This window comes from Microbacterium sp. NPDC076768, from assembly GCF_040687205.1.
In the GTDB taxonomy this organism is placed as follows: Bacteria; Actinomycetota; Actinomycetes; order Actinomycetales; family Microbacteriaceae; genus Microbacterium.
In genome coordinates this window covers 517,513-529,446 of sequence record NZ_JBFBMU010000002.1, presented here as the reverse complement: position 1 = coordinate 529,446, position 11,934 = coordinate 517,513, and the positions used below count along the sequence as shown (strand labels likewise).

General features: G+C 62.5%; 9 protein-coding genes. 3 read left to right on the top strand and 6 right to left on the bottom strand.

The features are described 5' to 3' along the window. Positions 1 to 138: 138 nt before the first annotated feature. A complete protein-coding gene (locus AB0O87_RS08920) occupies positions 139 to 2,238 on the top strand; it encodes a S9 family peptidase (RefSeq protein ID WP_363514339.1) in 2,100 nt (699 codons plus the stop codon). Between the two features lie 145 nt (positions 2,239 to 2,383). Further along, positions 2,384 to 4,681: an FUSC family protein gene (locus tag AB0O87_RS08915; RefSeq protein WP_363514336.1), complete on the top strand. Its 2,298-nt coding sequence runs from the start codon at positions 2,384 to 2,386 to the stop codon at positions 4,679 to 4,681. A gap of 28 nt (positions 4,682 to 4,709) precedes the next feature. Here AB0O87_RS08915 and AB0O87_RS08910 read toward each other — a convergent pair whose 3' ends face one another. The 6 genes from AB0O87_RS08910 to truB form a co-directional block, all read right to left on the bottom strand. After that, positions 4,710 to 5,738, bottom strand: a complete 1,029-nt coding sequence (locus tag AB0O87_RS08910; protein ID WP_363514333.1) for a 6-phosphofructokinase — start codon at positions 5,736 to 5,738, stop codon at positions 4,710 to 4,712. A 202-nt stretch (positions 5,739 to 5,940) separates the two neighbouring features. Continuing rightward, positions 5,941 to 8,085 carry a DEAD/DEAH box helicase gene (locus AB0O87_RS08905; protein ID WP_363514330.1) on the bottom strand — a complete coding sequence of 715 codons (2,145 nt, stop codon included), beginning with the start codon at positions 8,083 to 8,085 and terminating at the stop codon, positions 5,941 to 5,943. A gap of 171 nt (positions 8,086 to 8,256) precedes the next feature. After that, the gene (locus AB0O87_RS08900) at positions 8,257 to 9,207 is read right to left on the bottom strand and encodes a bifunctional riboflavin kinase/FAD synthetase (RefSeq protein WP_363514327.1); all 951 of its coding nucleotides are present in this window, start codon (positions 9,205 to 9,207) and stop codon (positions 8,257 to 8,259) included. Further along, positions 9,204 to 9,641 (bottom strand): hypothetical protein, encoded by a 438-nt coding sequence (locus tag AB0O87_RS08895; protein WP_363514324.1) that lies wholly within the window; start codon positions 9,639 to 9,641, stop codon positions 9,204 to 9,206. Before AB0O87_RS08895 ends, AB0O87_RS08900 begins: the two co-directional genes overlap by 4 nt. Before the next feature lie 55 nt (positions 9,642 to 9,696). Then, positions 9,697 to 10,065, bottom strand: a complete 369-nt coding sequence (locus AB0O87_RS08890; protein WP_363514321.1) for a hypothetical protein — start codon at positions 10,063 to 10,065, stop codon at positions 9,697 to 9,699. After that, positions 10,062 to 10,955 carry a tRNA pseudouridine(55) synthase TruB gene (gene truB, locus AB0O87_RS08885; RefSeq protein ID WP_363514318.1) on the bottom strand — a complete coding sequence of 298 codons (894 nt, stop codon included), beginning with the start codon at positions 10,953 to 10,955 and terminating at the stop codon, positions 10,062 to 10,064. Before truB ends, AB0O87_RS08890 begins: the two co-directional genes overlap by 4 nt. 75 nt (positions 10,956 to 11,030) lie before the next feature. Here truB and AB0O87_RS08880 point away from each other — a divergent pair, with 75 nt between their 5' ends. Further along, a complete protein-coding gene (locus AB0O87_RS08880; protein WP_363514315.1) occupies positions 11,031 to 11,927 on the top strand; it encodes an A/G-specific adenine glycosylase in 897 nt (298 codons plus the stop codon). The last annotated feature ends 7 nt before the right edge of the window (positions 11,928 to 11,934 follow it).

Genomic DNA, 11,934 nt, shown 5'->3' with positions numbered 1-11,934 from the left:
TGAGGAAGAAGGATGTGTCGACGAGATCGACGTGACGAACGAAGAGTTCACCGCGGGTTTGACTTCCGTTAACCGGCCCCGGTAAATCCTCCCACCCTCCCCCGCGCCGGTCAACTTGACCTGAGATAGCGTGAGAACGTGACTGATGCTCCTATCGCCGACCGCCGTTCGACCCTCCGCACCCATCACGATGACATCGTGGACGATCCGTACGAATGGCTCCGCGATAAAGACGCCGCAGAGGTCGTCACGCATCTTGAAGCGGAGAACGCCCACACCGATGCAGAAACAGCGCATCTTGCGGAGCTCAGGGGGCGCCTCTTCGAAGAGATCAAGAGTCGCGTTCAAGAGACTGATCTTTCCGTACCCACCCGTCGGGGTGACTGGTGGTACTACAGCCGTTCAGAGGAGGGCGCCCAGTACGGCATTCACTGCCGCGCCGCCGCCGCCGCAGACGACTGGACGCCGCCTGTGCTCTCTGCAGGAGTACCGGTGCCTGGCGAAGTCGTCCTGCTCGACGCAAACGTGGAGGCCGAGGGACACGAGTTCTTTTCGCTCGGAGCCTTTGACACCTCGGACGATGCCACCAAGCTGCTGTGGTCGACCGACTTTGAGGGCGATGAGCTCTACACAGTGCATGTGCGCGATCTCACCACGGGCGAAACACTTGCAGATGAGATCCCGAACACCGGCGGCGCCTTCTTTACGCCGGACGGCACCGGAGTCTTGTACACGACTCGAGATGAGGCATGGCGTCCTGACACGCTCTGGCTCCACCGGATCGGCACCCCGCTATCCGAAGACATCACGCTCTTTCACGAACCGGACGAAAAGTTCTGGTTGGGCGCTGGCATCACCCGCAGCCGCCGGTACCTGGTTGTGGGAGTCGGCTCCAGCATCACGAGCGAGGAATACTTGGTTGACCTGGAGGGCCCGCTGACCGCGGAGCCTCGGCTGGTGTGGCCTCGCCGCGAAGGTGTCGAGTACTCGATCGACCACGCGGTGGTGAATGGTCAGGACCGTCTATTGGTACTGCACAACGACGGAGCCTTGGATTTTGAGCTGGTCTCCGTTGATGCGGCAGATCCTCAGGGCGAGCGTCACGTAGTGATCGCGCATGAGCAGGGCAAGCGACTCCTCGGTATCGACGCATTCCGTGACTTCGCGACTGTGGAATACCGGAGCGAAGGTCTCGAACGCGTCGGCCTCCTGGACTACGAAACTTCTACGGTCCGAGAGCTCACATTCGACGAGCCGCTCTACTCCGCCGGCGTCAGCGGTAACCCTGAATGGCACTCTCCGTTCCTTCGACTGGGCTACACCTCGTTCGTCACCCCTGGAACCGTCTACGATCTCGACCTCGCCACAGACAAACTGGTGTTGCGTAAACAGGTCCCTGTTCTCGGCGGCTACGACCCCGCCGAGTACGACCAGCGGCGCGAGTGGGCGACAGCAGCCGATGGCGTCCGTGTTCCGATCTCGCTCGTATGGAAACGGTCGTTCGGGGAACCCGGCGCTTCAGCGCGCCCGGTACATCTTTATGGCTATGGGTCGTACGAACACTCCATCGATCCCGGCTTCTCGGTCGCACGGCTCTCTGAGCTCGACCGAGGTGTGGTCTTCGCCGTCGCGCACGTCCGCGGAGGCGGCGAGATGGGGCGACAGTGGTATGAAGATGGCAAGCTCCTGCAGAAGCGCAACACTTTCACCGACTTCGTCTCCTGCGCGGAGCACCTCATCGCAACCGGGGTGACCACTCCCGCACGTCTGGTCGCCGAAGGCGGCAGCGCAGGAGGACTCCTCATGGGGGCGGTCGCCAACCTTGCGCCCGAGCTTTTTGCGGGGATCCTGGCAGGAGTGCCTTTTGTGGATGCGTTGACGACGATCCTTGATCCTTCCTTGCCGCTCACCGTCATCGAGTGGGATGAGTGGGGTGACCCGCTGCACAATGCTGATGTCTATGCCTACATGAAGTCGTACACGCCGTACGAGAACGTGCGCGATGGCGTCAAGTATCCGCGGATCCTCGCCGTCACCTCACTCAATGACACGCGTGTGCTTTACGTGGAGCCCGCAAAGTGGGTCGCGCGCCTGCGTGAAGCGGGAGCATCAGATGTGCTTCTGAAATGCGAGATGGTGGCAGGACACGGTGGAGTGAGCGGGCGCTATAACTCATGGAAAGAGCGCGCATTCGAGCTCGCCTGGTTGCTAGACACTTTGGGGCTCGCCGAGAGCTGACCTCTTCATCTCCCCTCATCCGGGTGACGCCAGGGTGACGCGCAAGGTGCCTCCGTCGGTGAGAACCTTGGCGTTCTCTGCGCTGGGCGCACGAAGAGCGAAAGACTGAGCGCTTTAGGCCGGTGTGCCGCAGGGAGGAAGTGAAGTGACAGCGCGCAGAGCATTCAGGCTGCCTTTCGCCACCCAAGACCCCGCGCACGCGCGGCTGGTCGCTGCGGTTGCCGTGACAACGGGAATGCTGATCAGCACGCTCTTTGGGCAGTTCATCGTCCACGCCTTTCACGCCCAAACGGGGCTCTTGGCTATGGCGATGTTCTTATCTGTGCAGGCCGGAAGCATGGTGAAGGACGCGACCGCACTGGCACGCGTGGTCACCACAGCACTTCTGATTCCTGCGCTCATGGCGACTATCGGGCTGGCCGCCCTGCTTTCGACGCACCGGCCGGTTGTGATCGGCGGCTTCATCTTGCTCGCTGGCGGAGCTATCTGGGTGCGAAGATTCGGGCCGCGCGCCGCGGCTATCGGCTCGCTGAGTTTTATGGGCTACTTCTTCACACTCTTCTTGAAGCCGTCGGATTCGGAGCTCCCCGCTTTTCTGCTTGTGGCATTCGGGGCCGCCGCCGCTCAGCTGATCGTGCGCGCGGTGCTTCTCATCAGGCGACCGCGCCGCGAGCTTGCAGTCCTTTTGCGAGAGCTTCGTTCCGCATCCGGGGCGGCTGTGCGTGTCTCTGGCACATCGCCGGAGAAAGGCAGAAACACCCGCGCACTGAAGAGCGCCCTCGCACAACTCGACAAAGTGGGCCGGGCGATCACGACCTGGCAACATCAGTTTGAGACCGACAGGCATGTCGGCATTGATGAGCAGACGCTCGCTGGTCAAGTACTCGATGCCCGTGTCGATATTGAAGAGGCGTGTTACGAGCGCGCTCAGCGTGCTGATCTCCCCCAACTGGACGCCTCCGATTTCGAACCACGACGGACGCACACACAGACCGCTCTCTCTGCTGTGCTCGATGAGCGCACCAAGCCGATCCGCGTGCGGGCTGCGCGCGCCGCTGCAGAGGAGCTTCTCGGCAGCACCGGTGCGGTGACTCTTGATGTGGAGACGTACCTTCTCGCTCGAAGTGTGGTCTCCCACGCACGCCTCCGCGAGATAGACCTGACCCGCGGACCGCGCGAGCCGCGCTCGTTGCGCCCACTCCCCCAGGCTCCGAGCACGGCCGCCTTCAGCGACGGCATTCGACAGCTCGAGGTCGCGCCAGCCGTCGCACAAAAGGACGCATCAGCTGCGCAGCCAGCAGCACTCGGTCTTCGGGGGCGCTGGGTGCCGTGGCGTTCTTGGGAACCGACCAGCCGCATGGCGCTGCAGGCGATGATCGCCGCTGGCGTTGCCGCCGGGGTTGGTGAGGCAATCTCCGCATCACGCTGGTACTGGGCTGTCATGACGGCGTTCGTCATCTTTATCGGTGCGACGACACGCGGCAGCGTTTTGACGCGGGCGTATCATCGCGTCGCCGGCACCGCGATCGGCATTGTGATCGGTATCGGGGCGGTGACGCTCGTCGGGCACACTACTGACCTTTTAGTAGCGGTGTGCCTCGTCGCAGTGTTCGGCATGTTGTACTTTGGACCGCTGAATTACCTCTACTCCTCCGCCTTCATCACAACCTTGCTCGTCTCGCTTTATCGAATACTCGGCGTACTCGACGGGTCGATTCTCGAGATTCGGCTGATCGAGACAATCTCCGGCGCGGCGATCGGGGTGCTGTGTGCCTACCTCATCCTGTCGACCAACTCGCGAGTCGTGCTCCTCGAAAAGGTCGACGCGTACTTTGACGCGTTCGGTCAGTTGCTTGCACAGGTGGGCACCAGGTGGCAGGGAAGCCGCACAGATCTGATGCGCTCGCTACAAAGACTTGAGGGCGTGCAGTCTGATCTCGAGCAAGCGGTCGTCTCCTCATCGGCCGCCCTCATCGTCACTGGTCCGGATGAATCGCTGACTCAGATCGATGCTGTCCACCTGATGCATGTCGCTACACGGGGTGCCGCTCGTCTTGTGCAGGCCCAAATCGGCGTGGTGCCAGAGCCCGCACAGGATGCGGCGATGGACCCCGCCGTCGACAGCGCCGTGAGAGAGGTCTCTGCCACGATGGTTGCCGCTCACGCGGTGCTGCACGCCGATCACTCGAGTGGGAGCCTGTCAGGGGACCAGCAAGATGCTCGCCGCACGCCCCTCGGCGAGTCGCATACTCACGTCGTCGATTACCTGAACGACCTTGCCTCAGGCGACGTCGCATCGCGGGACGCAGTCCTCGCACTTGGCCGTATCAACTGGGCACTCCGGCGGATCGCCGGCAACACGGGAACTGTCTCGCAGTATGCACAGGCGATACTGACCTCGACGTTCTCGGCCAGATGGCATCGAAACCGATCCCGCAGCTAACCCTGATTCCGCGAGTGTTACGTTGCGCTCATCCGAAGAGCGCAGCGGCCTCGTCATACCGGTAGCGCGGAACCGTATTCAGCTCGCCCAGCGCATCAGCAAAAGGTACCCGCACGATGTCGGTGCCCTGCATAGCCAGCATCTCTCCCCAGGCGCCTTCTACAATCGCGTCAGCGGCGTGCATGCCGAGGCGCGTCGCAAGGACCCTGTCGAAAGCGGAAGGCGAGCCTCCGCGCTGGATGTGCCCAAGAATGGTGGCGCGCGTTTCAATACCCGTAATGCGCTCGATTTCGGGGGCAAGCAGATCGCCAATCCCCCCGAGACGCGGACGGTTGAAAGCGTCGAGACCCTTGTCGCTGTATGCCTCATCCATACCGAGAAGCTTGAACCCCTCGGAGACGACGACCAGCGGCGCACGCCCACGGTCGTGTGCGCTGGTGACCAATTTGGTGATGTCGTCAATAGACATCGGCACCTCGGGGATGCAGACGATATGAGCGCCTGCAGCCATGCCCGCGTGCAGAGCGATCCACCCTACGTGGCGCCCCATAACTTCGGCGACCATGCACCGCTGGTGCGAGTCGCCAGTAGTACGGAGCCTGTCCATCGCGTCTGTCGCAATGTTGACCGCGGTATCGAAACCGAAGGAGTAGTCCGTGGCCTGCAGATCGTTGTCGATCGTCTTCGGGACACCGACCACCTTGATCCCGTCTTTCGCGAGCCGGTCAGCGGCGGCGAGAGTGCCCTCACCACCGATCGCGATGATGCCATCAATTTTGTGGCCGTAAAGCGTCTTGGCGATGTTCTCTGCTCCCCCACGCTCACCCTCGTAGGGGTTCGTGCGGCTGGTGCCGAGGATGGTGCCGCCCACCTTGGAGAGACCCTTCACTTCGTGCCTCGTTAAAGGCATGAAGTCGCCGTCGACGAGCCCCCGCCAACCATCGCGGATGCCGACGAACTCAAGGTCGTATGACGTCGTGCCTTTGAGAACGATGCCGCGAATAACCGCGTTGAGTCCGGGGCAGTCGCCGCCGCTCGTCAGGATGCCGATCTTCATGCTGGTGCCTTCAGACGTTCAGGAGATGGGGGAACAGGCGACGCTGCCTTCGATCGACCATAGCGCCCCCGCGCATCGTCGCGCCATTCGAGGAGAACGAAAAGCGCAAATCTTGACAACGCAAATCTTCGATATCGCGAAAATTCCCGAGATCCCTCGATGGCGGCGCGGAACTGCCTCTAAAAATCGATCTTTTTGAGGACTAGGCGTTGCCCAGCGCTTGACGCAACAGGTGCATCAACGCTGCCAGCTGCACCGGTTCGGCAGCAGACTCTTCGACAGCTTCTCCATCGAGAGCGCGCGCGGCAAGTCCCTGCTTCTGATCGATGAGCTCAGCAATCTTCGTGTCGATAGTGTGCGCTGCAATCACGCGCCATGCCGTCACCGGCTCATCCTGCCCGATGCGGTGCACACGGTCGATTGCCTGCGTCTGCTCAGCGGCGGTCCACGACAGCTCAGCGAGCACGACGTTGGATGCCGCCTGCATGTTCAGACCGACGCCTGCCGCCGTCAGTGAGCACACGGCGATACCCACGCTCGGGTCACCGTTGAAGTCATCAATCGCCTGCTGACGTACGGTCGATGTCTGATCCCCACGGATCGACACCGAGCGGATGCCAACGGCGGCGAAGTGCGCCTCTGCTTGATCCATGACGTCGATGTGCTTCGCAAAGAACACAACTTTGCCGACGGAGCGCTGCAGTTGCGCCGCGTAGTCGGCGGCGAGCTGGGCTTTTGCCTGCCCGATTCGACGAACCATCGTAAAGACGTTGTCGCCTCCGGCGCCGGCAGCCTTTGACTCCTCGAGCTCGTTCTGCGCGACAAGACGAACAATGTCGTCGTCGATCTCGCCTGGTGCCAACCCGCGATCTCCACGCGCCTCGATGATGCGCCGGTATCGCGCTGCCAGCCGCTCCCCCAGCTCTCGCTCTGCCTGGCGAATACTGCGGCCGAACTCATCGTCAAGCTGGACGGGGAGGTCAGCGACCAGTTTGTCTGGCAGGTCAGCTGCCACATCTTTCTTCTTACGACGGACGATACCCATCGAGATCACGGCATCGCGCGCCTCGGGGTAGAACGCCTTGTCCGCCGGGGTGTACCCGGTAGCGTCCAGTTTTTCCATCAGCACGGGACCAGGCTTCTCTCCGGTCGTCCAGCCGAGGAAGCGCCAAATCGCATCGAAGTCTTCGACGTCGTTGATCAGCGGCGTACCGGTGAGAGCGAGCATGAGGGGGTCGTGCCCCGGCGTGCGCTCACGAACTTGAGCCGCGAGCGAGAGCACGTTCTGGGAGCGCTGCGAAGTGAGGTTCTTGATGAAGTGCGCCTCATCGACAACCATGCCGCGCAACCCGAGAGATGCCAGCCATGACAAGTGCCGGTCAAGAATCTCGTAGTTCACAATGAACACGTCAGCAAAGGCATCGATATCGGTGCCGTCACCCTGGATGACCGTTGCGCGACGCTGCGGTGTCCACCGCTCCACCTCGCGTGCCCAGTTCATCTTCACCACGTTGGGCACGACGGCAAGCAACGGATACGCCCCAGCGACCGATGCCGCAAGGAGAGACTGCGCGGTTTTTCCGAGGCCCGGCTCATCCGCGAGGAGGAAGCTACGGTGTCCTGCCTTGACTGCTTCCAGGAAGCGGGACTGGTGCACCATGACTTCGCGTCCCTTGGGAGAGACATGATCTTGTTCCGGTGCCGGCGGCAGATCCATCGATGCGGCGGAGCCACCTGCACCGGTTTCAAACGCCTTGTAGAGCGGGCCCATGAGTTCCCACCCATCGAGACGACGACGCGGCGTCTCCTTCGGGCGCGGGGTCAGATCGGGCGCGAGGAAAGGGTTAGCCAACTGGCGCGCCTCGACGGAGGGCGGAGTGACCTGACGCTCAGCGATCGCGGCAGGCACGACGGAAATCTGCACGGGCGCCGCATCAGCAATGATGAGCTCTTCCGGCGCCAACTCAGCTCCAGATTCGAGCAACCAGTCGCGTCGCATGCGCTTGGCAACGGGTGATGTGGCCTGGTCAGCTTCCAGAAGCTGGATGAGAGACGTGTCACGGGCAGCGGTCTTCGCCAGGATCGTGGCCACGCCGTCCAGACGCTTGAGCAGCTCGACGCGCGCCGGGTCACCGATCTCGGCATCAGCCTTGACCCGAGCGCGTTCTTCGCGCACCAGGAACGCGATGACCTGGAACTTCACCCGGTTCGTCGGTCCGAGCTTTCCCCTCTGAGACTTCGCCTCGATCTCGCGCACTTTGCGCGCGAGAATCGGGATGAGGGGGGCTTCGTCGTCACGACGAGATGTCTTCTTGCGCCGCGTGGCGGCGGTTGCCGTAGTCGGCATGCTCCTCCTGAGCGTGAAGGCTCTGGCTTCCCCATGAAGCCGCGAGCCGTTCTCGTTGTCCGCGTGTGGCGTGAGCCAGGACCGTACGAACAGTGGACCTTCTTCCCATCGAAGCGCGCAAAATGCGCGAGGAACGACGGGAGCCGATAGTCATTCTACGTCATCACGCTTCTACGATGTGACTCCGAGTGCGAGAGCAGCGTCTGTGACATCTGCCGCCATCTGCTGCATGAGCTTGTCGATGCCTTCAAACGCCACCATCCCGCGCAACCTCTCAACGAACTCGACACTGACGTCATGCCCATAGAGGTCGAGACCGGTCTCCCCCAGCACGTGCGCCTCGACTTGACGTACCAAGACATCGTCGAACGTGGGGTTAGTGCCAACGGAGATCGCGGAGGGGTGCCGGATGCCAGTGTCGTGGTCGACCAGCCACCCGGCGTACACACCGTCGGCTGGCACGAAAGCATCGACGATCGTTGACAGGTTGGCCGTGGGAAACCCGAGTTCTCGACCACGCTTCAGACCGTGGACGACGACACCGCGCACATCGGGGTAGCGCCCCAGCACCTTCGCCGCAGCCGCGACATCGCCCTCGACCAACAACTCCCTAATCCAGCTGGACGAGACGCGTCGCTCAGACCCTGGAAGGTACACATCGTCGACGACCTCCACGTCGAAGCCGTACTGCGGTCCGAGTTCGCGCAGAAGCTGCGGCGTCCCCGCTCCTTTGTATCCGAACCTGAAATCCTGACCAACAAGAACAGTAGAGACTTGCAGTGCGTTGACCAGGATGTCGATGACGAATGACTCAGCGCTCCGCGCAGCGAGCTCCTCATCAAAGGTCAGCAGAAGCGTCGCGTCCAGACCCCGCTCGCCGAGAAGCTCGAGCTTTCGCTCGACCGTGACGACGTTCTCCGGGCAACGATCTGGTCGGATGATCGCCAGCGGGTTGCGATCGAATGTGACGGCGACCGCTCGACTGCCTTTCGCTGCCGCTGCTTCGCGCAAGCGAGCAAGGACGACATGGTGACCGGCATGAACGCCATCGAATTTGCCGATGGCGACGGCACTTGGCCCGAAATCGGTCGGCACCTCGTGCGGGCTGCGAAAGACAATCACGCGGCAACCTCGACTGGTTGCTCGACAGGGACCGGACGGTGTGTACGCAGCCACCAAATGCCGAACACGGGGAGAACCAGCGGGATGAAGAGATAGCCCCGGCCGAACAGGGACCACACAGTCTCGTGTTGAAACAGCGCTGGCATCAGGAGGCTGAGCAGTCCGACGACAACGACGCCGGTGAGTTCGAACACAATCGCAATCCACGCCACGGTGTACCAGCCCCGTCGCCGAGCGAGGACGAGCGCGAGCGTGGCCAGGATGTAGACCACTGCTGCAAGCGCTGACAGCGAGTAGGCGAGCGGCGCTTCGTCGAATCGACGAACGATCTGGACAAAGCTACGACCGGTCGCCGCAAGAGCCATCACGGCATAAATGATCACGAGGACGCGACCGATTCCGGTCATCCGCGTGGAAGGGGCAGTGGAGCTCATAGCGCGTTCAATCATAGAGCCGCGAGAGAGGGTCGGACTTCCCCCTCATCTGCGCTCAGGCGATTTGCACAGTCCAAATGACTTGCATCCGCCAGAGCATGATCGCCACGGCGAAAGCCGCGACTCCGAGCACGATCGTGCTCCATCGGCTGCGCTCCATCAGCGCCCACAGCACGGCTCCGACCGGGAGTAGCACCGCAGAGACCAGATACACCCAGTACTCGAGCAGATCTCCTGTTGGCGCATTGCCTGCGAGCGGAGCGACGATCGCGACGACGACCTGCGCAATCAGCAATGCCTCGATGATGGCGAGGGCACCGACGGTGAAGTCACTGGGGCGGCGGCCGATCATTCCCACGATGAGGCAGAACAGCCCTGCGACGACCGCTACGCCGATCTGCGCGATCGTAAACCACAGGATCACTGTTGCTCCCCCGGCATGTTCATTGCGCTTTTGAGGTCGGCGCCTCTCTTCTCCATGATGCCGATCAGTACGCCGTCTGGATCGATTCCCGCCGCAATAGCGCCATCGAGTCGCCCCGCTTGGCCAGCGAGACGCTTACCGTGGCGCAGGTCGCGTGCTTCTTCTCGCGACATCTCCAAGGTCTGCAGCAGCCGTTGGGCAGCCGCCGCTGGCGTCAGCGTTGCTGCACCTTCCAGCGCCTCGAGCTCGACGCCATCTGTGACATCAAACGGGCCAACTCTGGTTCGCCGCAAAGAGGTCAGGTGACCACCCACTCCCAGCGCGGCGCCCAGGTCGCGTGCCAGCGAACGGATATAAGTTCCGGATGAGCAGTCGACAATCACATCAAGGTCGAGCACCCCATCTCCCTGACGCATGCTGAGCAGGTCGAAGCGGGAAACGACGACCTCTCTGGCCGCCAACACCACTTCTTCGCCTGCCCGCACGCGATCATACGCACGGCGGCCGTCAACCTTGATCGCCGACACAGAGCTTGGCACCTGTGAGATCGCCCCCGTGAGTGCCGCGATACCTGACCGCACGCTCTCATCCGTCACCGAATCCCAGTCGGCGGAGGCAGCGGTGGCCCACACCTCCCCCTCGGCATCGTCAGTACTCGTTGTCTGTCCCAGCCGGATCGTCGCCTGGTAGGTCTTGTCAGCCCCCACGATGTAGGTGAGGAGTCTGGTCGCGCCTTCGATACCCAGCACGAGCAGTCCAGTCGCCATCGGGTCCAGTGTGCCCGCATGGCCGACCTTGCGCGTACCGAAGGCGCGGCGCGTGCGCGCGACGACGTCGTGGCTGGTCAGTCCTGCGGGCTTGTCAACAAGGAGGATGCCAGGCGAAACCATCCCCCCAGCCTACCCAGGAGACACTGCCCATCCGTGCGTCTCTGTGTGCCGCAGTCCCTCGCTTAGGCTGGACAGATGCCACTTTCGCAGACCTCGGATGGTCTGACTTCGCGCTTGTCAGAGTGGTACCGCGCGAACGCCAGAGATCTCCCGTGGCGACGCTCAGATTTTCACCAAAAATACGGCGGCTGGGGAGTTCTCGTCAGTGAGTTCATGTTGCAGCAGACTCCGGTGAGTCGCGTGATCCCTCACCTCGAGGCATGGCTGGAGCGCTGGCCATCGCCTGCCACGATGGCTACCGCATCCACTGCCGATGTGGTGCAGCAATGGGCCAACCTCGGCTACCCCAGAAGAGCGCTGTGGTTGCATCGTTCCGCTATTGAAGTCACCGATCGCCACGGCGGGGTCGTCCCTCGCGACGTTGACGAGCTGCTCGCCCTCTCCGGTATCGGCGACTACACCGCACGCGCCGTCGCTGTCTTTGCCTACGGAGACCGGCACCCAGTCGTTGACACCAATACTCGCCGCGTGCTGGCGCGAGCAATTGAAGGACGCGCTCAGCCCGGATCTCCGTCGCGCAAAGACCTCGATCTAATGGATTCCCTGCTTCCTGCCGATGTGTCAGAAGCCGCTGTTTTCAATGCCGCAGCGATGGAGCTGGGCGCCACTGTGTGCACCTCTCGCGCACCGCATTGCGAAGTATGCCCGCTGGCATCCACCTGCGCCTGGTTGCTGGCAGGGCGACCAGACACGGGTGATGGACGTCGCCGCCAGGCCGCGTACGAGGGTTCCGACCGTCAAGCGCGCGGCGCTGTTCTTCGGCTCCTGCGGGAGTCCTCAGCGAAGGGCATCCAACTCGACGCCGTGCTGCCCGCGTGGCCAGATGCGAGACAGCGGGATCGGGCGATCGACTCACTCATCGCCGATGGACTCGCCGAAGCACACGGCGGCGTCCTTTCCCTCCCCCACTGACAAGCAC

Bases quoted from the DNA above. Each gene is read 5' to 3' on its own strand.
- AB0O87_RS08910 (WP_363514333.1), bottom strand. From the start codon at position 5,738: ATGAAGATCGGCATCCTGACGAGCGGCGGCGACTGCCCCGGACTCAAC.
- AB0O87_RS08905 (WP_363514330.1), bottom strand. From the start codon at position 8,085: ATGCCGACTACGGCAACCGCCGCCACGCGGCGCAAGAAGACATCTCGT.
- AB0O87_RS08895 (WP_363514324.1), bottom strand. From the start codon at position 9,641: ATGAGCTCCACTGCCCCTTCCACGCGGATGACCGGAATCGGTCGCGTC.
- truB (WP_363514318.1), bottom strand. From the start codon at position 10,955: ATGGTTTCGCCTGGCATCCTCCTTGTTGACAAGCCCGCAGGACTGACC.
- AB0O87_RS08880 (WP_363514315.1), top strand. From the start codon at position 11,031: ATGCCACTTTCGCAGACCTCGGATGGTCTGACTTCGCGCTTGTCAGAG.